This is a genomic window from Brevibacillus panacihumi, assembly GCF_003710985.1.
GTDB lineage: Bacteria > Bacillota > Bacilli > Brevibacillales > Brevibacillaceae > Brevibacillus > Brevibacillus panacihumi.
This window is the reverse complement of sequence record NZ_RHHT01000006.1, coordinates 16409-37828: the sequence shown is the minus strand read 5'-3', so window position 1 is coordinate 37828 and position 21420 is coordinate 16409. Positions and strand designations below refer to the sequence as shown.

Genomic DNA, 21420 nt, shown 5'->3' with positions numbered 1-21420 from the left:
CTATAGGGACTGACCCCCGTCCGTAGGACAGGGATCAAAACACCTTAGCCAATTAAGCAGCCAGTTGCCGATATTGAATCGGTGACTGGTTGTTTAGTACCGTTTGAATGCGAATTGAGTTATAGTAATGGATGTAGTCTTGAACAATCTGTACAACGATGGCCGTCGTCGTACAGGTAAAATTGTCGAGATAGAACGTTTCAGACTTTAGTGTGGAATGAAACGACTCGATGGGGGCATTATCAGCGGGCGTACCCTTACGGGACATGCTCATGGTAATGCCTTTTCCCTTAACTGCTGTTTGATACGCCTGAGACGTATACACGCTGCCCTGATCGCTATGTAGCATCATTCCAGGTTGGTCTGGCAGTTGATATAGCGTATCGAGGACAAATGATGTGTCTTGCTTGTCAGAAATACTGTATGCCACAATCTCACCGTTGTACAAGTCCATGATGCTCGATAAATATAAAAGTTTACTTCCGTAAGGTAAATAAGTAATGTCGGTCACTAATTTCTGCATTGGGGCATTTGCTTGAAATTGTCGCAGCAGGAGATGATCTGCTACATAAGAAGGCTGACCTGTTGTCTTACGTTTCTTCACCTTCACTCGGCATTGTAGTTGTTCACGCTGCATGATACGTTGTACTCGTTTGTGATTAATAGACATATCAGCTCGCATCAGTGCTGTAATCTTTCTGTACCCATAACGGAACTTATGTTGAATACATAATTGCCGAATCTTTTCCACAACTAAATCCTCGTTTCTTTTCTCGTATACAGCTTTCCAACGGTAGTAAGTAGAACGGGGGATACCAAGCCACGCGCAAGCTTGGCTCACACTTACTTGCCCACGAATGGACTCCATCCAAGGGACGATTACTTCTGGTGACACCTCCTTTCCCACTCCTCTAACTTTTTTAGAACGTCCAGTTGTTGTTTAAGAAAACGATTCTCTGCCTTGACTTGTTCCAGTTCAGAATCGTACATCGGCCCTTTTCCAAAACTGTATTGCTTTCCTACAGGCTGTTGAAGACGATGAACGTCTCCACTCCGATACCAGCGCATCCACTGTTGAATTTGGGTCTTATTTTTAATATTTAGTTCCTGCATGATCTGCTTTTTGGTGACACCTGCAAGACGCATTTCAATTGCTTTCATTTTAATTTCTACAGGATAACTAACTCTCGTTGCCAACGCAAAAACACCTCCAAGGTTGTCCCCATATCTTACGACATGGTTGTGTTCTCTTGAAGGTGTTTTGATTTGTCTCACATTACGGGGTCAGTCCCATAAAAGGAGAGCGCTTCTTTCCATGCTTGGGAGCATTTTATGGTTTTACCTGCTGCCAGACATTGATGGCGAACAACAAAATTCCCACTCCTAAAATCAGGGAACCAATGATCGTACCGACTACAAAACCCTCGACTTGGGTCAAAAGCATGAGAAACAACGATCCCTGCATGACGGGCAGGCCGATATTATGCAACCAGAAGTGCCATTTCGCCAGATTGGTCTGAGCCGCCGCAGGAAAAGCGATGTAAATAAGACCGACGATCGCGAGCGATACCCAGCCGACCAGATTCAAGTGCGCATGCACAGAGGAATAGGAAAATGCCTTGATAATTCCCATCACAATACCTAAGATAATGGCAATGACAAAGTAGAATGCGGCAATTTTCAATAAGCGCGCTGCCATGTATCCACCTCCTTTTCGTATGGTGTTACATGTATATTCCGCAACAAAAGACTCACGACTATTTTCATTTGGGCAGGGTGTCCTGATTTTCCGCAATAGTCCCCAGGTGAAAACGAAAGAAAAACAAAAAAAATCACCCTTATCAAAGGGTGATTTTTTCTCCAAGCTGCCTCATCCTGCTAAGATCCTTGAATCCCGCTGCTGCCAAATCCGCCGCTTCCGCGCTCGGTCTCGTCCAGCTCGTCTACGACCTCAAATACCGCCAAGGGAACCTGAGCGATGACCCCCTGTGCAATCCGGTCTCCTTTTCGTATCAGGTAGCTGTGCTTGTCTACCTCTACCGCTACTTCGACGGATTTTTCCCCTGCATCCAGGCAGGCATATCCTCGTTCTTCGGAAGCTGTGCGGATGTTGTCGATCAACACGCATACCTCGCCGCGATAGCCTGCATCCACGGTTCCTGGCGCATTGGAGAGGCGCAGCTTCGTCTTGGCTCCGATGCCTGAACGGGGACGAACCTGCAATTCATATCCTTCCGGCAAGGCAAATGCCAAGCCTGTCGGAATTTTGGCCGATTCTCCCGGAGCGATCAGGGTATCTTCCACAGCTACCAGATCAAATCCGGCATCCATCTCTCTGGCGTATTGAGGAATTACGGCATCCTCATGCAATTTCTTAATCTTGACAAGCGCGCGCACGCGCTGAGTGTTTGCATTCATTCCAGGTCTCTCCTCTGCTATGCCTTTCATCCTTCCTAGTGTACAAGAAGAGGTCCCCCCCTTCAAGACAAACACCCGACTTCCGATGATGGCTTCCTCTCTCATTTTTTCATAGAAAGCTCACATTTCCCTTTCTTTTTCTGCGCATTTCCTGCTTTCCTGTGATATAATCACCGTTGCACCAAAAAATTTCATACGTGAATAGAAAGGATGGGATTGTACATTGCAAGTACAAAAACCATTTCGAATCCTGCTTTATTACAAGTATACTCCTGTAGATAACTATGAGGAGTATGCAGAAGAGCATCTTCAGTTCTGCAAAGAGAACGGCCTTCTGGGACGCGTAATAGTCGCTCCTGAAGGAATCAACGGTACAGTTTCCGGTACCATCGAACAGACGGAAGCTTACATGAACTACGTGCGAAGCGATTCCCGTTTTGCCGACATGTGGTTCAAAATCGACGAGTCGGACTCGCATGCCTTTAAAAAGATGTTCGTCCGTGCGAAAAAAGAGTTGGTTACCTGGCGTTTGGAAGAGGATGTCGACCCCAACGTGAAGACAGGGAAATACCTGAGCCCCAAAGAATTCTATGAGATGCTTCAACAAGACGACGTCGTGGTTCTCGACGGTCGCAACTACTATGAGTACGATCTGGGGCATTTCCGTGGAGCTATCCGTCCTGAAGTCGATTCTTCCCGCGAGTTCCCGGAATGGATTCGCGAAAATATGAGCCAGTTTAAAGATAAAAAGATTCTCACTTACTGCACAGGCGGCATTCGCTGCGAAAAACTGACTGGCGTTCTGTTGAACCAAGGCTTTGAAAACGTCTATCAGCTGCACGGCGGCATCGTCACCTATGGCAAAGATCCAGAAGTAAAAGGTCGCCTCTGGGACGGCAAATGCTATGTATTCGATGAACGCATCTCCGTGCCGATCAACCAGACCGAAGAGGACGTCGTCATTGGCCGTTGCTACTACTGCGGAAAAGTAGAAGACCGTTACGTCAACTGTGCCAACCCGTTCTGCAACAAGCAACACTTCTGCTGTCCAGAATGTGAACAAACCTATAAACGCTCCTGCTCCGACGAATGCCGCGAACATCCGCGCAACCGTTTCGTCGAAGAAGAGGAAAAGGCCAAGCTGCAAGCTGCAGGCCAAAAAGCGTAACCTATAACAAAAAGCTGGTTCCATTCCGGAATCAGCTTTTTTTCGTCGTTAGTCTGACAGGCACAGTACTTGCCCTGATCAAGGAAAACAGGCCGTTTGTCGTCAACAGAATAACCGCAAGCATCGTCAGTTCTTTCAGATCAGGTGCAAACAGCGAAAAGGTGTGCCAGCTTGTTTTCGTCGTGTAGAGCAACCCCGGAATCAGCAGTCCGGCCAGCAGGAAAAACAAGCATCCGGTCATGCCCCAGGTCCACTTCCCGCACTTCGTCATCTGCCCGCGCCACAGTGCAGCGATAATCCACGAGGTGTACCCCATCAAGACCAGTATCACTCCGATAGCCAGCCAGCGTTCCCAGATAACGGGAAAGGTGATAGGTTTTGTCTCACCCGTTAGCAAAAGTTCCTCCAAGCCTCTCACGACTATGGACAAGCGTTCCTCTTCCAATCGGTTGTTTTGATTGGTCAACATGACGATGCCCCATCCGGATTCAGGAAGAAGTACAAGTTCCGCCCGAAAATCAGGCGTCGACCCTGCGTGCCAAACCCGCGTTTCTCCTGCATTTGTCTGCGTGATTCGCCATCCAAACCCATAGGAGCTTCCTGGACGCACCTGGACCTCAGGCTGCATCATTTCCATTGTCCGTTGAGCGGATACGACTGTTCCCGGTTGTTGCAGCGCAATCAAAAATCTCGCCATGTCGGACGAACTGGCAGCGAGATAGCCATAAGGAGCTCCGCCATTGTCATATGGATTTTCGCTTGGAATCGAGAGGCCGAGCCAGGAACGATAACCTGGTTCCCATCCAAGCGCTTCTGCTTTTTGCACCGTAGCAGCCGTATGCTCCATCCCTAACGGTGTAAAAATCCGGGATTCCATATAATCTGCATAGGTCATGCCGCTTGCTTCCTCGATCACTGCACCGAGCAAGGCGTAATTGGCATTGCTGTATATATGTTTCTCGCCAGGAACAGCCTCGCTTTTTTCGCCTGCTAGCTCTCTTGCGTTTCGCTGGATCGCCAACTGATCTCTAGCGCCACGATCCGCAATATTCATACCCGCCTGATTGCCGAATCCGCTCGTCTGTGACAATAACTGGCGTATCGTGATCTGTGATGCTGCTTCCGTATCTTCTAGGGTAAACCAGGGCAAGTATCTCTGGACGGGCGCATCTGCCTGTAGAACGCCATCGTCAATCAAGCGCATGATCCCGTACGCTGTCACGGCCTTGCTTATGGACCCGATCAAAAAAGGAGTATCTGCCGTGACAGTTTTCTTCCCCCCGCCCGTTACCCCCCACGAGCGTGTATAGACCTGTTCCCCTTGGTAGACCAAAGCCACAGAGCCTCCGGGTGACCCCAGATTCGCAATGGCTTCGTCCAAATAGCGATCTACGGCTTGCAGACCCTCCTTTGACAAAGGTGGCCCTTTTTGTATTTCGTAAGCGAATGCCTCAGCAGGCAGACAAGGAATGAGTATGACGAACATAATGACCAGTATCAGAAACTTTCGCATGATAACCTCCCCATCACCACTCTACCAGAATCGACCATCCGGATAACCCGGCAGGAGATGGATCGAGAACCCGGTCTCAAGTCGGAGTTTTTCCTCCTCCCAATCGGGTATCCCCTTCCCTTTCCCATGAGATCAGGTAAGATAGAAAGAAGTCCAAATAGAATGAAAAAGGTGATCGATGATGTTTAGGCATGAATCATCCATTATGACCTTGCAAAGAGCGATGGGGGAGGGAAAAACAACCTCTAAGGAGTTGACGCTTTCATTTTTGAAAAGAATTGCGGCGTACGACAAGCAAGGGGTTGCCATCAACGCGATCAGTGAAGTCAATCCGGATGCATTACATATCGCTGAAGCTATGGATCGGGAGCGTGAGGTGTCTGGAAGCCGCGGCCCCCTGCATGGGATTCCGATTCTGATCAAGGATAATATCGCGACAGCAGACAGCATGCACACCACGGCCGGTTCCCTGGCATTGGCAGACTCGTATGCCTCTGCTGATGCCTTCCTCGTCTCCCGTCTTAGAGCTGCTGGTGCCGTCTTGCTTGGCAAGACCAACTTAACGGAATGGGCCAATTTTGTCTCAGATCACATGCCCAACGGATACAGCTCAAGAGGCGGACAGGTGCGCAATCCCTACGGCCCGGATGTGTTTGACGTGGGCGGCTCCAGCGCCGGATCGGGAGCAGCGATAGCCGCAGGTTTTGCAGTCGCCGCAGTCGGGACGGAAACCTCCGGCTCCATCCTCTACCCTTCCGCTTGCAATTCACTGGTCGGGATCAAGCCCACTGTAGGTCTGATCAGCCGCTCCGGAATCATCCCTATCGCGACAAGCCAGGATACAGCAGGTCCGATGACCCGTACGGTTGAAGATGCTGCTATCCTGCTCTCCGCCATGGCTGGATATGATGAACGGGACCCTGCTACTGGCAGAAGTATCGGGCTTGCTCCTCATGACTACCAGATCTGTCTCGACAAGAACGGCTTGCAGGGGGCTCGTGTAGGGATTGTTCGCTCTCGTTATCTGAGCATATTCAGTCAGGAAGAGCAGGCCTTGTATGACGAAGCGATCGCTGTCTTGCAGGAGGCTGGCGCTACAGTGATCGATTCGGTCGCGATTCCCACAGAAGAGGCCAACTGGCAGAATGCCGTTCTAATCCATGAGTTCAAAGCAGGCATCAACGCTTATCTGAAAACTCTTCCAGCCGACTTCCCACTTCGTACGTTGAAGGATCTCATCGCCTGGAACAAAAAGCATGAAGCGGAGGCTCTGCGCTATGGGCAGGCGCTGTTCGAAAAGGCGGAGCAGACGAGCGGCTCATTGGCGGATGCAGCCTATATCGAAGCTCGTCTCTACGATTTGGAGATGTCGCAAACCCGCGGCATCGATGCTGCCATGAAGGAGCATAAGCTAGACTGTTTGGTCTTTCCCATGAGTGAAGGGGACAGCATCGCAGCTCGTGCAGGATATCCATCCGTCTCTGTTCCTGCTGGCTATACTAAGGCAGGGAAGCCGTTCGGCATCATGTTCACAGGCATGGCGTTCCAGGAACCAGGCCTGATCCGCTTGGCTTACGCTTATGAGCAGCGAAGCCTGAAACGAATGGCGCCTCCTTTGCTGTCCGAGTAACATTCGGAGCGTTGAAACGGCAAAAAGCAGTGCATGCTCACTTTCACGAGCGGATGCACTGCTTTTTTCTTTCCTACAACTGCTTTTCGTTCTCAGCTTTGCCTAGACGCTCTTGGAATACAGCCCCTAGTTGTCCAATATCCACTTCCCACTTTTCATCCTTGTAGTAGACGGTTGCTTTGGACTCCCCTTTTGTTCCCACGATGCGGATGCTTGCTGTCTTTACTTCATAACTGCCATCTGGCTGGAAAGTAATGTCCGCATCCTTCAATTCCGCATCCAGGATCGGAGTGATCGTCTTCTCGACCACCTCCTGGGTAGCCTGTGCGGCTGTCCGCCCCATCTGGATCACTTCTTCGGGAGTAAATTGGAAAAACAAGACCAAGACAACCCCGATCAGAGCGACGATGGAAAGAATCCGAATCAAGCCCTTCACCAACCACTGGACGGCGACGATCACGACGATGATGCACAGCGCGATCGGCCAGTAATCTTTGACAAATTGAAGCAATTGCTCCACCTGTTCACCACTCCTTTGTACTATTCTCGCCAAAAAATGGTAAGAACATATTCTTTCAGCCTGAAATCCGAAGTGGTCTCATGCTTTAGGGGTTGACAGGATTTGGTCAAACCCAACCCTATTGATCGTACAAAAAAAAACGCCGCACTTCAAGGCGGCGCAAAACATGAAGCAGGATTAGTTTCCTTGGGCCACTTTTGTATGGACCCGGACTTCATGACCCAACGTATTCGCGAGAAACACCGCATACTCCAGCGGTCTGCGAATCGCCTTTTGATACTGCTGACGAAGGCCCATCTCCCGAAAAATTTCACGCGCTGGCTTGGGATTTACTTCGATCAGCCAGGCACGTCCATCCACATCAATGCCAATATCGAGACCGAACTCTACCATTCTGCCGAAATGGTTTTCCAGCGTTTGAACAGTTTGAAATGCCAGCTTTTCACAATCTGCCACAATCTGCTTCGTCTGCCCCTCCCCAAAACGGGGACGCAGCAGTTGTTCGGCTGGCACAGCTTTCCCACCTCCATGAAGGTTGGACGTTGCGCTTTTTTCCTGGCCGATGCGAATGCCGTGGCCAGTAATGCTCCACTCGCCCGTACCATCCTTCTGGATCAGCAGGCGCATATCGACCGCTCTTTTCGGGACCAAATCGAGACGCAGGCCTTGCTGGACGATATATTTTTGGCCTTTGGTCCAGCGATCAACCCATCGTTGCACAAACGACACCCGTGATAGCACCGTAGATACTTTTGCCCGATGCTGGTCACGTCCCAGCAAGCGATAGCCGCCTGCTGCCCGTTCGATCCGAAGAATATTGCGCCCGCCCGTTCCATTTAGCGGTTTTACGTACAAGAGCGGGTGCCTTTCAAGCATCTGGGCCAGCTTTGCCCGATTGTAAAGCCAGGTCTCAGGCAGCCATTGATGCATGCGGGGATCTTTATAAAGCACTTCGTGAACGCGCCATTTGTTTGCTAACCGGTTGTTGACGTATAGAAATGTGCTCGTACGACGAAAAGAAACATAGTCCTTGAATGCTTGCGTCGGTGTGTAACGATAGCGGTCAAAGACGGCATCCGGCCGGCCAAAGATTTGGCCTTGCCATTTGCCCTGTTCATTTAAAATATAGCCTCTTACCCGCTTTCCGGAAGCCAATACATCCTTGGGTGAAAACAAAAAGACATGGCAGCCCAGTTCCCGGCCTGCCCGAAGCAATTTGCGAAAATAGGCGGGTTCCGCGAATCTTTTTCCCTCCCGCCAGGTGAGAACGCCGATTGTGGGTCGTTTCATCCGACCACCCTCCCTCGTTACCTTCCTGGCAGCAGTTTATTCACCATTGACTAGTTTGGCACTTCCTTCAGCTTATTTTGCAAAGCTCGCAAGTCTGGTGGCAGCGGTGCATCCACGGTAACGACCTGCCCGCCAAAAGGATGCGGGAATTGCAGACGTGCAGCATGCAGTGCTTGTCTAGCAATGAGCATCTTCTTCCCGCCGTATAGGGCGTCTCCCAGCAACGGATGACCGATATGACTGAGATGAACACGAATCTGATGGGTTCGGCCGGTCTCCAGGGAGCATTCGATTAGTGTGGCGCCGTCATAGCGCTTGCGTACCTGATAATGGGTGACCGCCGCGTCCCCAGTGGGCGTTACCCTTCTGCGCGTAGGGTGATTGCGGTCTCGTCCAATCGGCTCGTTGATTGTTCCGCTGGCTGTTTTCATGCTCCCCTGGACAAAAGCCAGATACGTCCGCCTGATCTGTCGCTCCCGCAGCAATTCATCGAGCAAGGCAGACGCCCAGGCATGCTTGGCGTAGAGGACAACGCCAGACGTATCCTGATCGAGCCGGTGCACGTGACGCACTTTGCTTTGTACGTCCGTACGAGCAAAATGACCAGCCACGAGATGATCCAAGGTGTGCTGATGATGCTTTTCCGTCGGGTGAAGAAGCACACCGGCAGGCTTGTTCACCACCAGCAGATGATCGTCCTCGTAGCGCACGTCGAGCGGTTCGGCTACAGGTTCTACACCAAAAGGCTCCGGCAGACAGACCCGCAGCCGAAGCTCTTGTCCAGCTTCCCCTTTCGCATGCTGGGCAACCGGCAAACCGTTTACCAAAATGTCTTTATGCTGAAACAAAAGATGGACCTGCTTGCGCGGCAGTTTCCAATCCTCGCGCAGCAGGTTCCCCAATGGACAATGTGTGTCGCTCTCAAGCAATTGCGTTACGAGCCACTCACCGTCTTTTTGCATTTCCCGCATCTTTTTCCAACCCTCTCGCTTGCGGTTTCTACGCTTGTGCCAATCCCTCGCTCACCTGTACAGCGCGATCGAGGAAACGCTCGATTTCTTCGCGGCTTTTGCCCAATTTGCTGACAAAGCGCACCACTTCTTGCCCTTTGTAGAACGCGATGAAGCTGGGGATGCCGAACACATCCAACCGCTGGGACAATTCCGGCAGGGTATCGCGGTTGATCTCGACCATATCCAGTTTGTCCGCATAGGCCTTCTCTACTTCGGGCATGAACGGATCGATCCGATGACAATCCGGGCACCAATCGGTAAAAAATTTCACAATCACTGGCTTCTCCCCTGTGATCACTTGCTCAAATTCCGCTTCCGTTTTGATTTCTCTCATGCTGTTTCCCTCCAGTGAAAGATTTGGCAATAGTGTAGCATAACTCTGCGCTTGTTGCCGCATTTGAAGTATATAACTGGTATCCATACTCCTTAGACTCGTGTGCAATGTGCTTCCTGTAGCTTCTGCTGCTGTAGATGACCACCACAAGAAAAAACATCACAAGGTGCACACAAAATCCCACACCAAAGCTCACAAACTGCATACCAAATCCACCCACAAAATGCACATCAAAGCAATGCCAAAAACTGGCATGGGTGGAGCAAGCGACTAGGAGGGGAATTCTTCCCCTCTTTCTCTACTTTCGCTATGGGAGGCGCACAAACAGTGAAAGCCAAACCTTTTCTGGCGTTTCTTTTGATCTGCCTGTCCCTCACAGGATGCTCTTTATCTGCTCATCCCGATACCCCGCCTCAGAAAGAAAAAGCTACTGTTCACCATCCTCTTCACATACAAGAAAGCAAAATCAAGCCGCGTCCCATCAGGTATGGACCGTTTCTTTATGAATTGAGGTCTTACCCACTTGCTTCCCCACTACAGGATGGCCTCATGCCACATCGTTTGGTTATTCCCGCCATCAAGCTGGATTCGCTCGTAGAACCAGTAGGAGTCCTTCCCAATGGTCAAATGGATGTACCAAAAGCATTTGATCGGGTGGGCATCCTCTCTCCCTGGACGAAGCCAGGTATGGCTGGAAATGCGGTCATTGCCGGTCATTTTGACCATTATACCGGACCAGCGGTGTTCTACAAGCTGCGCAAGCTGAAGCATGGCGATCAAATCATGGTACATGATGCACAAGGGAAAAGCCTTACCTTTCGAGTTAAAAAAATTGAATCATACCCAGCAGCCGAAGCACCTATTGACTCCATTTTTGGCCCTTCCTCACATGCCCAGCTAAACCTGATCACTTGTTCGGGAAGGTTTAACCGAAAAACCCAGGAGCATGCCAATCGTTTGGTCGTCTTTTCTGAGCTTTCCTACTAGGCGTCAGCTCTCCTACCCGGAAGCTTATTTGGGATCAGATCGTTTCTCCTTTTTCGACCAATATCCGGACAAAAGCCTCGGCAGGTTTGGACAATGGCCTGTCTTTGCGGTATGCGACCACGAGCGTACGGCTTGGTTTCGACGTAAGCGGCACGTACACAGGCGGCTCCGCAGATCCGGGCGCAAGAGCGATCATTTTTGGAGCAAAAGACAGCCCCATTCCTGCCGACACTAGAGATTGCACAGTTTGGATATTGCTGCTCTCGAAGACGATGCGCGGGCGAAACCCGGCTAATTCGCACAAGCGCAAAGAAATGGTGCGAAAGCCTTGCCCTTCTTTCAATAATATGAACGGTTGATCTGCTACTTCTGCGAGGTCAATCTCTTTTCGCTTTGCCAGCGGATGCTGCGGAGGCAAGGCAAGGAAGATCTCCTCATTGATCGCGGGAATGGTCTCAATCGACGGATCGCCGATTGGCATCGTCAGAAGACTGACATCAATTTTTCCTCTGACCAGCAATTGCTCCAGGTGGCTTGAGGTATCCTCTACCAATTGCAGCTCTACCCCCGGAAAACGCTTGGTAAAGGCAGAGATGACATGAGGCAGTACATAGGCCCCGGTAATCGGCAGACTTCCGACCATGAGCTTCCCGCTCTCTCCCACCGCATAGGAACGCATTTCACGCTCCAAGCCTTCCGACATGTCCACGAGGGTTTGCGCCACTTGTACAAAGCGTTGACCCGCATCCGTCAGCTCAACATGCTGCGGCAAACGATGAAACAATGTCACCCCCAGCAGCTTTTCCAGTTTGGCGATCTGTTGGCTCAAGGATGGCTGGGCAAGGTGCAAACGATTCGCTGCGCGGGAAAAACTGCGTTCTTCCGCAACTGCCAGTACATAACGGACTTGTCGTAACTCCATAAAAACCTCCTGATAGGCAAAAGCTATCCATCTCATAATTATTATATCTTTGATCTATTTTCATTGCCATGATACAACCTTGATAAGAGTTTTTCGCACGAAGGAGGAAAAAGAATGATGAAACCCCGCACGATGTTTGAAAAAATTTGGCAAAATCATGTCATCCACGAAGAGGCAGGCAAACCAAGCCTTTTGTACATTGACCTGCACCTGGTTCATGAAGTAACCTCGCCACAAGCTTTTGAAGGCCTTCGTCTCGCCGGCCGCAAAGTGCGCCGCCCTGACCTGACCTTCGCCACAATGGACCACAACGTTCCAACCGCAGACCGCTTCAATGTGAAAGACCCGATCTCCCGTCAACAAATGGAGACACTTACGCAAAACTGCGAAGAATTCGGCATCACCCTCGCGGATTTGAACAGCCCGGATCAAGGGATCGTTCACGTCATCGGACCTGAATTGGGATTGACCACGCCTGGCAAGACGATTGTATGCGGCGACAGCCACACCTCTACGCATGGCGCATTTGGAGCCCTCGCCTTTGGTATCGGTACGAGTGAAGTCGAGCATGTACTGGCTACCCAATGCCTGCAGCAATCCAAACCCAAAACGATGGAAGTGCGCGTAAATGGCGACTTGCCTTTTGGCGTTAGCGCAAAAGACTTAATTTTGGCGATCATCGCAAAATACGGAACTGACTTCGCTACTGGATATGTCATCGAGTATACAGGTGAAGCCATCCGCAAGCTCACCATGGAGGAGCGGATGACAGTCTGCAACATGACGATTGAGGGCGGTGCCCGCGCAGGTCTGATCGCACCGGACCAAACCACCTTCGACTATTTGAAAGGCAAACGCTATGCTCCGCAAGGCGAAGATTTCCTCGCTGCAGTTGAAGCATGGAAGCAGCTTGTTACAGATGAAGGGGCTGTTTATGATACAGTCGTCGAAATCGACGCTTCCGAGATTGCTCCACAAGTAACCTGGGGAACCAGCCCAGGGATGGGTACGGACATCACCAAAACCGTTCCAGCCCCGGAATCCTTTGAAACAGCTAACCAACGCAAGGCTGCCCAAGACGCTCTCGCCTACATGGGTCTGACTCCAGGCACGCCAATGAGCGAAATCAAAATCGACCGCGTCTTCATCGGCTCCTGTACCAACGGCCGAATCGAAGACCTGAGAAAAGCGGCGGAAGTTGCCAAAGGACGCAAGGTCGCCCCTTCTGTCCATGCAATGGTCGTTCCTGGCTCTCAATTGGTAAAACAGATGGCGGAACAGGAAGGCTTGCATCTCATCTTCCAGGAAGCCGGCTTTGACTGGCGCGAATCGGGATGCTCCATGTGTCTCGCGATGAACCCAGACATCTTGTCCGAAGGCGAGCGTTGCGCGTCCACTTCCAACCGCAACTTTGAAGGACGTCAAGGACGCGGAGGACGTACGCACTTGGTCAGCCCGGAAATGGCAGCGGCGGCAGCAATCGCTGGACATTTCGTCGATGTACGTGAATGGAAACGCGAGAACGCTAGCAAGGAGGTATTCCAATGAATCCATTTGTCATCCACACCGGAGTGGCAGCCCCACTCGACCGTGTAAACGTAGATACAGACGCTATCATCCCCAAACAGTTTTTGAAACGGATTGAGCGCAGCGGCTTTGGCCAATTCCTCTTTTACGAGTGGCGCTTTGAGGTTGACGGCAGCCCGATCGACTCCTTCATTTTGAACACGCCTGCGTACAAGGATGCTACCGTACTGCTGGCTCGCAACAACTTCGGCTGCGGCTCCTCCCGCGAGCACGCGCCATGGGCCCTGCTCGACTACGGCTTCCGCGCGATCATCGCACCGTCGTTTGCCGACATTTTTTACAACAACTGCTTTAAAAACGGCATTCTGCCGATCAAGCTCAGCGAAGAGCAAGTAGATGAACTGTTCAAACGCGCACAAGGAAAGGAAAACTATCAATTGACCATCGATCTGCAGGAGCAAGTGGTCAAGGACAACGATGGCCTCTCCTATCCGTTTGAAGTGGATGCGTACCGCCGTTATTGCCTGCTCAATGGTCTTGATGACATTGGCATCACCCTTCAATACGAAGACAAGATTGCCGCTTACGAGGCTCGCCGCTAAAATAATCTGCGAATCACGTGAAAAGGCGAAGGCATTGCTGCTTGCATGCCTTCGCTTTTTTTCGCTCTTTCCTACTCGAACATTTTGTACATGTGGGCCTCGTCGACGTAGATATCTCCAATCCTCAGCGCCCTCTTCTCCAAGCCATACGTTACAAAGCCCATTTTCTCGTAAAATCGCTTCGCTGCTTCGTTGGCAGTTACGACTGCCAACTGGACCTGATCGATGTCGCCGAATGCTTGCAGATGCGATAGGGCAGCTTGCATCAATTGCCCCGCCACGCCCGTCCCGCGATGTGCTTTTTTCACATACATAGAAACAATGGATGCTTTATGCCTTACCTTGGCACCCTTGTGTCGAAAGTAACCGATCAAGCCGATCATCTCACCAGCATCAAAGGCCCCGAAGTACCCGCTCTCCTCACGATTGGATTCTGCAAGTCTCGCCTGCCATTCTTCCAAGCTGCGTTTTTTCTCTTCTTCCAGACTGGCTCCAAAAGCATAGGGCTCCTGCTCCAGTGCCTCCAGGCGAATCGCAGCCAAGGCTTTCGCATCATCTGGTGTCAACAAGCGAATCTGCATCTCTAGTTGCCCCTCTTCCTACTTTTCCCACCATCATAGTAGAGGAAAGCGAGATTGTAAAGTGCCCTCTCCGCGATCAAGCAGTGCTGGGCTCAGTACTGGATGCCAACCCGAAGGCCTGGATCGCTTGTTCACGCAGCTTGAACTTTTGGATTTTGCCTGAAGCCGTCATCGGATAATCCTCGACGAATTGAATGTAATGCGGAATTTTAAAGCGTGCGATCTTCCCGTCACAATACGCCTTGACTTCTTCTGCTGTCAACGTCTCTTCCGGTTTGACGCGGATGCAGGCCAAGACCTGTTCCCCATAGGTGCTGTCCGGCACTCCGACGACCTGTACGTCGAGGATTTTGGGATGCGAGTAGAGGAACTCCTCGATCTCACGCGGGTAAATATTTTCCCCGCCGCGAATGATCATGTCTTTGAGACGTCCGGTAATCCGGTAGTAGCCATCTTCATCCACTGTCGCAAGATCCCCGGTATGCAGCCAGCCTTGTTCGTCAATGACCATCCTCGTCTGCTCCGGCATATTGTAATAGCCCTTCATCACCAGATACCCGCGCGTACATAGTTCCCCCTGCACATTGGGTGGAACCGTCTCTCCAGTAGCCGGATCTATGATTTTTACCTCCACCCCTTCATGTGCGCGTCCTACAGTAGACACCCTGCGTTCGATCGTATCTTCTGGCCGGGTTTGGGTAAAAACGGGAGAGGATTCGGTCTGCCCATAGGCGATCGTAATATCCCGGATGCCCATTTTCTCGATGACATTCTTCATCACTTCCATCGGACATGGCGAACCAGCCATGATGCCCGTTCTCAGAGAGCTTAGGTCTCGAGTAGCGAATGACGGGTGATTCAATTCCGCGATAAACATCGTGGGAACACCGTACAAGGCCGTGCAGCGCTCGTTTTCCACCACGGAAAGGACCAGTCCGGGATCAAAAGAAATGACCGGAACCATCGTAGCCCCTGTAGCAACGCATGCCAGCGTGCCCATCACACAGCCGAAGCAGTGGAAGAAAGGCACCGGGATGCACACCCGATCCTCCAGACCCAACCCCTGGCATTCGGCGACTTTGATCGCATTGTTGACGATGTTGTAATGGGAAAGCATAACCCCTTTGGGGAAGCCCGTGGTGCCAGACGTGTACTGCATATTGATTACATCATCCGGACCAAGCGATTGCTGTCTTTGTAACAGAGCCTCCTCGTCTATCGAGGCCGACCGCTCCAACAAATCCTGCCAGAGGAACATCCCCGGCTGACGCTCTTCTCCCAAATATATGACATTTTTCAAATGAGGCAGACGTGCGGAGACGAGTTCCCCCGGCTTACTCGTGGCAAGCTCGGGACAAATTTCCTGAATCATCTGTAAATAACTGGCGTCCCGGTAGCCATCGATAAGCAAAAGCGTCGTCGACTCGGATTGTCGAAGGAGGTACTCCAGCTCATGCGTCCGATAGCTCGTATTGACCGTCACCAAAACAGCCCCCATTTTGGCGGTCGCAAATTGACTGATCACCCATTCGGGCACATTGGTCGCCCAGATCGCTACGTGCTCCCCTTTCTGGATGCCAAGCGACATCAGCCCTCTCGCCACCTGATTGCACAACTCCCGAAATTCCTCGAAGGAATAGCGCAGACCTCGTTCCTGGCAGACCAAAGCTTCTTTTTGCGGGTAACTTCCTGCTGTCTCATCTAGCAAATCGCCGATTGTAATGCTACGAAGCATGCAGACACCCCCACTCATTTTTCGAGTAGAATTTCTTCCTTCCTCCAATATATTCCTTCTACAGCAAAAAAAGAAAAGCGTCCCCCGATCGGAACGCTTGCCTCTTACTTCACGACGAATTTTTTGACTGCCTCTACCTTGTAAGGGAGATGATTGCTGTAGTTCAGCTCTACGCGCAACTCATGCTCGCCTTTTGGCAATTTCTTCAGCAGAAACTCTGGCTGATAGATCATGCCCTTCGCTTCTCCATTCAAGTAGAGATGCGCGTGGCCTTCTCCGTATACCGGATCCAAGCTCATGTCGCCGTTTTCTTCGACAAATTCAAAGTTCTGCGTCAGCAGCGATACTTCTGCCGTCGTACCATCCACCTGAATGTCCAGATTCAAGGATGGCTTTTCTGTACCGACGGGTTTGTTCACCGGCGCGGCAGAGGCAGGGACGCTTTCTCCCCCAGGACGGTAGGAGTCAGACACGTTCAATGGATCCTTCACCAGCAGCATGATCCCTGCTACCAGGACAATCAGGAAAACGATGCCGCCCAGAATGAGGTTGCGCATACTGATAATAAAGACCTTCATGTCTCTACTCTCCCTTTCACAGTGCTTGTCACTTCTTTGTACATGCATACGCGAAAAGAAGAGAGGTTAGAAGTAAAAGTTTTTTCGGTTTTAACGGTAATTGATGAATTGGACGTCAAGCGGCAGGTCAGCCTTGCGGATTGCCGCAATGATCATCTGCAGCTCATCCCTGCTCTTGCCCGTGACGCGAAGCTGGTCATCCTGGATCTGGGTTTTCACTTTCAGACCAGCATCCTTGATGATCGTGGTAATCCGTTTCGCATTTTCCTTGTCAATGCCCTGCACCAGCTTGACGCGTTGACGCACAGTCCCCCCTGCCGCAGGCTCGATTTTTCCGTAGTCCAGGTTTTTGATCGGGACATCGCGCTTCACCAGTTTGCCGATCAGGATGTCCTTTACCTGCCCCAGTTTGAACTCATCGTCTGAGACCAGCACGATCTCTTCCTTCTCCAGGGAGATGCTGCTTTTGCTCCCTTTGAAATCAAAGCGATTCTCGATCTCTTTGAGTGCCGTATGGATCGCATTGGTCACTTCCGACAAATCTACCTTGGAAACAATATCGAATGAATTTTCTTTGCTCATGCGATTGGCTCCTTCCCGTTCATACCAGTGGTTTTGACAATTACAATGCCTTGACCAGTCCGCCGTCGACCAGGATAGCCTGCCCCGTTACATAACTGTTGGCAGGTGAGGCGAGGAAGGTGACCATGCGGGCGAATTCATCCGGCTGACCATAGCGTCCTACCGGAATCAACGCCTCCTCCTTGGTCCGGACTTCTTCCACTGTCATCTGGGTCCGTTCCGCTTGGTTCTGGTCCAATTGTGCGACCCGATCTGTCGCGATCCGGCCTGGACCGATCGTATTGATGAGGATGCCATCTGGTCCAAGCTCTGTAGACAGGGACTTTGCCAAACCGACAACTCCTGTGCGGAAGGTATTGGAGAGAATCAGGTTTTCCAGCGGCTGCTTGATCGAGGAAGAAGTGAAGTTGATAATGCGCCCGAACTGCTTCGCCCGCATATGCGGCAGGACGGCGCGGATCGCCCGAACGTAGCTCAGCAGATTCAGCTCAAACGCTTTGATCCAGTGTTCGTCCGTGAGTTGGTCAAAATTTCCCGGAGTAGGTCCACCGGAATTGTTGACCAGAATGTCAACACCGCCAAATCGAGCGACTGTCTCTTCCACAATGCGCGCAATGTCGCTCGCCTGTGTGACGTCCGCTACGACAGAAAGCGGCTCTTCGCCAGTGAGCTGCTGCAATTCGGCTTTGACCAAAGCGAGTGCTTCCTCATCACGTCCGCAGATGGTCACATTCGCTCCCTCCTGTGCCAGGCAGCGAGCTGTCGCCCGGCCCAACCCTTTGCTGGAAGCCAGTACGATCGCCGTTCTTCCTTTTAATTGCAAATCCATGTACCATACCCCTTTTCATCATGAATCCATGTTTCCCTCCATTCTACAGAACTTTCTGAAGAACGAAAAGAAAAAGAGAAGGGAAAACGCACTCCCCCTCCCCATTTATTAGGTTTTATAGTTTGATTCCGATGGCAGCCTCTGCAGCAGCTTGTTTTGCAGCTTTTCGAGCTTCTCTGCGCGCGAGTCTTTTTTCTTTTGTCCCCTCAAATAGGGAATACAAGACAGGCACCAGGATGAGTGTGACCATCGTATGGAATATCAAGCCAGAGATAACCGCTGTCGCCAAAGGTGCCTCGAGATCGGACCCTTCTGCCACGGCCATCGCCATGGGAAACATGCCGAGGATCGCTGTCAGCTTGGTCATGATAACCGGCCGGACCCTGTCTTTCGTTCCTTGGACAATGGCTTCTGACAAAGACATACCCCGCTCACGCAAGAGATTGATTCGGTCGATCAGCAAAATGGCGTTGGAGACGACAATCCCGATCAGCATGATCATTCCGATAATCGCCATCTCTCCAAAAATGCGCTGCGTGAGGACGAATCCGATGACTACACCTACCAAGGCCATCGGGATGGTCAGAAGGATGATCAAGGGCTGGGAAATTCGGCTAAACTGCGCGACCATAATGACGTAGATCAAAGCGAGTACACCTACAAAAACCAAGAGAGCTTGGGTCATATTGGCGCTCTGTTCCTTCAGTTTCCCTGCAATTTCGACCTGATACCCCGCTGGAATCGCCAACCCCGGCATTTTTGCGGCAACCTCGCGTCCTACCGTCCCGAGATCGGTCCCGAGCATTTCGGCAAAGACCGTCACCTTTCGCTCTCCCTGATCACGGACGATCACGACAGGAGATTTGCTGTACTTGATGTCCACCAGCTCGATCAAGGGAACCTGCGCTCCCTGATTAGAGGATACCATGACCTGGCGCAATTGCTCCGGATGCTTCAACCAATTCTCCGGCATTCTCGCGACGACGTCTACATCCAAGCCGTCTTTTGAAATGACGGTAATCGCTTGCGTTCCCAGCATCATGCTGATCTGCTGCAGCAAAGAGCGATGATCCACGTCAAAACGAGCCAAGGCCTCCTGTCGGGGAACCAACGTGACCTTTTCTTTTCCTTCCTCTAAATCATTGCGGATGTTGTTCACACCTTCGATGCTTGCCAGCATGGCCTCGACATCTCTGGCTATCCCGGCCATCTGATCCATGTCGTCCCCTTTGATGTCCAATTGGATCGGCGCTTGCGTCCCCTGTCCGCCGAAAGCGGTCGTGATATTCTCGATTCCTGAGACTGATTTGAGGCGTTCGTTGATTTCTTGGGTCAATTCCTCCTTGCCCCGGTCTCGCTCTCTCTTTCCTTTCAGCAGAATAAATATTTCAGATGAGCTCTTATTCGCGAAAAAGAAGACGTCCTTCACTTCCGCCAATTGGCGCAGCTGATCCTCTGCATCCATGGATGCTCGTTGAGTCGCTTCCAAAGTAGATCCCTTTGGCATCGTAATTTCCGCAAACACGATGTTTTCATTGACATCCATTCCCTGGCCCATTTTCATGAACGGCATCAAAAATCCTGATGCAACCAAAAGCGCAACGGCAGCGATTACTGTCTTAACCCGATGGCGCAGCGCAAATTTCAACAGACGCTGGAAGGATCTGACGATGAGATGATCCTTTCCGCTTCCCTCCAGGGAGACTTTTTTGTCTTTTTGCAAAAAGCGCTCCGAGAATACAGGGACGAAGAAAAAGGCTGCCACTGTAGACGCGATGATGGCGGAGGTCACGGTAAAGGCAATAGTCGCCAGAATCGGCTTCAACCAGTCCTCAAAATCCGCAAACATCAGTGGCAAAAAGACGACGATGATCGTCAATTGAGAAGTAAAGACGGGCGTCAGCACTTCACGGGTCCCTTTTACGATCGCCTCAGACAGCGGCTCTCCTTTTTCCCGGAAATGATAAATGCTCTCAAGCACTACAATTGCCGCATCCACGATCAATCCCACCGACAGGCTGAGCGAGATCAACGTAACCATGTCGATGTTGTAGCCGCCAATTTTCATCGCAATGAACGTCATTAATGCTGACAGCGGCAATGTGGTAGCGATCACGAGTGTCACGCGCCAGTTGCGCAAGAAGAGGAAGAGGATGATAATCGCCAGTGAGCCGCCAACCATCAATTCACGGCTCAAATTGCTGACCGCATGCTGAATATAGGAGACTGCCTCCACCATAACTTTTATCTCATACTGACCGCTTGCTTCCGCATTGATTTCCTTTACAACTTCTTCCACCTTTGCTTGCGTGGTGATCAAATCGCTGCCGTCCGAGCGTTTGACAGACAAATAGATGAACACGCCGCCATTGGTAAGAGCGACCGAATCTTTCACTTGGCCGCGCAGATCCTCAAGCGTTGCCAACTGGTCCAATGAAACGGCTCCCTTGGGTGTGTCGATGACGAGCTGTTTCATCTCCTGCACGGTACTGTAAGAATGGTCGATCATCACGACCGTGTCAAAACCGCTGTTTTCCAAAGTCCCCACTGCTTGTTTCCAGTTGGTTTGCTGCAGTTGGCCGATGACTTGAGCCGGTGTCGTTTGATAGGCGTTCAGACGATCGGGCAAGAGAGTGACTGCGATCTTATTCTCAAAGCTGCGGTCTGATACCACTACTTCCTTTACACCTGGTACAGCTTCGATGCGATCCTTGATCGTCGTCTTGGCCAGGCTGAGCAGCGCTTGCGGATCAACACCGACAAGGGCATAATCAACCAGCGCATCGTCGCCAAGATTGTCCTGGCTGACAGTGACTCGATCGACATCTTTGGGAAAGTCATTTCGCAGCCGATTCACGGCATTTTGCACTTCCTGTTTGACCTGTTCCCCCTGGCCTTCCTCAGCGATGATTTGGATAGAAGTATTGCCTGTACTCGTTCTAGAGGAAAATTCCTTGATTCCGTTGATCGATTTGAGTTCCTGCTCAATTTTTCGAGTTACTTTTTCTTCGATTTCTTCCGGTGGCAAAGCCCCGCCACTCACAGAGACATTTACCCACGGAAAATTGGATTTTGGCACCAATTCAATATTGAAGCTGAACAACGAGCCCATACCGGCCAGCACGATCAAGAACGTGATCAGGTAGACGATGAGACGACGTTTCAGCAAAAAGAGAATCATCCGAATCATG

The 21420-nt window shown here is 51.1% G+C and carries 20 protein-coding genes; 5 read left to right on the top strand and 15 right to left on the bottom strand.

Going from position 1 to position 21420, the window contains the following annotated elements; translation table 11 throughout:
- Positions 1-52: 52 nt before the first annotated feature.
- The 3 genes from EDM58_RS04945 to dut form a co-directional block, all read right to left on the bottom strand.
- A protein-coding gene (locus EDM58_RS04945; RefSeq protein ID WP_122912373.1) for an IS3 family transposase occupies positions 53-1197 on the bottom strand; the annotation gives its coding sequence in 2 pieces (ribosomal slippage) (positions 53-924 and positions 924-1197; 1146 coding nt in all).
- A gap of 133 nt (positions 1198-1330) precedes the next feature.
- Entirely contained in the window at positions 1331-1699 is a 369-nt protein-coding gene (locus tag EDM58_RS04940) for a cytochrome-c oxidase (protein ID WP_122912372.1), read from the bottom strand.
- A gap of 179 nt (positions 1700-1878) precedes the next feature.
- Positions 1879-2418, bottom strand: coding sequence for a dUTP diphosphatase (dut, locus tag EDM58_RS04935; protein WP_122912371.1), 540 nt, complete (start codon positions 2416-2418; stop codon positions 1879-1881).
- 223 nt (positions 2419-2641) lie between these two features.
- Between dut and trhO the strand changes: the two genes are divergently transcribed.
- The gene (trhO, locus tag EDM58_RS04930; protein WP_122912370.1) at positions 2642-3586 is read left to right on the top strand and encodes an oxygen-dependent tRNA uridine(34) hydroxylase TrhO; all 945 of its coding nucleotides are present in this window, start codon (positions 2642-2644) and stop codon (positions 3584-3586) included.
- 31 nt (positions 3587-3617) lie between these two features.
- Here the strand turns inward: trhO and EDM58_RS04925 are convergent, their stop codons facing one another.
- Positions 3618-5099: a serine hydrolase domain-containing protein gene (locus tag EDM58_RS04925; protein WP_122912369.1), complete on the bottom strand. Its 1482-nt coding sequence runs from the start codon at positions 5097-5099 to the stop codon at positions 3618-3620.
- Positions 5100-5277: 178 nt separating this feature from the next.
- Here EDM58_RS04925 and EDM58_RS04920 point away from each other — a divergent pair, with 178 nt between their 5' ends.
- A complete protein-coding gene (locus EDM58_RS04920) occupies positions 5278-6729 on the top strand; it encodes an amidase family protein (protein ID WP_122912368.1) in 1452 nt (483 codons plus the stop codon).
- Positions 6730-6802: 73 nt separating this feature from the next.
- Here the strand turns inward: EDM58_RS04920 and EDM58_RS04915 are convergent, their stop codons facing one another.
- From EDM58_RS04915 to EDM58_RS04900, 4 genes are all read right to left on the bottom strand, one after another.
- Positions 6803-7249, bottom strand: a complete 447-nt coding sequence (locus EDM58_RS04915) for a hypothetical protein (protein WP_122912367.1) — start codon at positions 7247-7249, stop codon at positions 6803-6805.
- Positions 7250-7426: 177 nt separating this feature from the next.
- Entirely contained in the window at positions 7427-8539 is a 1113-nt protein-coding gene (locus EDM58_RS04910; protein WP_122912366.1) for a YheC/YheD family endospore coat-associated protein, read from the bottom strand.
- 50 nt (positions 8540-8589) lie between these two features.
- Entirely contained in the window at positions 8590-9510 is a 921-nt protein-coding gene (locus EDM58_RS04905) for an RluA family pseudouridine synthase (RefSeq protein WP_122912365.1), read from the bottom strand.
- A 28-nt stretch (positions 9511-9538) separates the two neighbouring features.
- Positions 9539-9886: a thioredoxin family protein gene (locus EDM58_RS04900; RefSeq protein WP_122912364.1), complete on the bottom strand. Its 348-nt coding sequence runs from the start codon at positions 9884-9886 to the stop codon at positions 9539-9541.
- A gap of 549 nt (positions 9887-10435) precedes the next feature.
- Between EDM58_RS04900 and EDM58_RS26135 the strand changes: the two genes are divergently transcribed.
- Positions 10436-10873, top strand: coding sequence for a class F sortase (locus EDM58_RS26135; RefSeq protein ID WP_246000543.1), 438 nt, complete (start codon positions 10436-10438; stop codon positions 10871-10873).
- A 34-nt stretch (positions 10874-10907) separates the two neighbouring features.
- Here the strand turns inward: EDM58_RS26135 and EDM58_RS04885 are convergent, their stop codons facing one another.
- Complete coding sequence (locus EDM58_RS04885; RefSeq protein ID WP_023554358.1) at positions 10908-11795, bottom strand: LysR family transcriptional regulator; 888 nt, start codon at positions 11793-11795, stop codon at positions 10908-10910.
- A 117-nt stretch (positions 11796-11912) separates the two neighbouring features.
- Here EDM58_RS04885 and leuC point away from each other — a divergent pair, with 117 nt between their 5' ends.
- Positions 11913-13343, top strand: a complete 1431-nt coding sequence (leuC, locus tag EDM58_RS04880; protein ID WP_122912375.1) for a 3-isopropylmalate dehydratase large subunit — start codon at positions 11913-11915, stop codon at positions 13341-13343.
- A complete protein-coding gene (gene leuD, locus EDM58_RS04875; protein ID WP_023554360.1) occupies positions 13340-13924 on the top strand; it encodes a 3-isopropylmalate dehydratase small subunit in 585 nt (194 codons plus the stop codon). Before leuC ends, leuD begins: the two co-directional genes overlap by 4 nt.
- Positions 13925-13995: 71 nt before the next feature.
- Here the strand turns inward: leuD and EDM58_RS04870 are convergent, their stop codons facing one another.
- The 6 genes from EDM58_RS04870 to EDM58_RS04845 all read right to left on the bottom strand — a co-directional run bounded on the left by EDM58_RS04870 (position 13996) and on the right by EDM58_RS04845 (position 21419).
- Positions 13996-14505 (bottom strand): GNAT family N-acetyltransferase, encoded by a 510-nt coding sequence (locus EDM58_RS04870; protein WP_122912361.1) that lies wholly within the window; start codon positions 14503-14505, stop codon positions 13996-13998.
- Positions 14506-14581: 76 nt separating this feature from the next.
- Positions 14582-16240, bottom strand: coding sequence for an AMP-binding protein (locus EDM58_RS04865; RefSeq protein WP_122912360.1), 1659 nt, complete (start codon positions 16238-16240; stop codon positions 14582-14584).
- Positions 16241-16344: 104 nt separating this feature from the next.
- On the bottom strand, positions 16345-16818 hold the full coding sequence (locus EDM58_RS04860) for a hypothetical protein (protein ID WP_122912359.1): 474 nt from the start codon (positions 16816-16818) through the stop codon (positions 16345-16347).
- Positions 16819-16908: 90 nt separating this feature from the next.
- Positions 16909-17400 carry a YajQ family cyclic di-GMP-binding protein gene (locus EDM58_RS04855; protein WP_023554364.1) on the bottom strand — a complete coding sequence of 164 codons (492 nt, stop codon included), beginning with the start codon at positions 17398-17400 and terminating at the stop codon, positions 16909-16911.
- 40 nt (positions 17401-17440) lie between these two features.
- Complete coding sequence (locus EDM58_RS04850) at positions 17441-18229, bottom strand: SDR family oxidoreductase (protein WP_122912358.1); 789 nt, start codon at positions 18227-18229, stop codon at positions 17441-17443.
- 115 nt (positions 18230-18344) lie between these two features.
- The gene (locus EDM58_RS04845) at positions 18345-21419 is read right to left on the bottom strand and encodes an efflux RND transporter permease subunit (protein WP_122912357.1); all 3075 of its coding nucleotides are present in this window, start codon (positions 21417-21419) and stop codon (positions 18345-18347) included.
- Between the last annotated feature and the right edge of the window lies 1 nt (position 21420).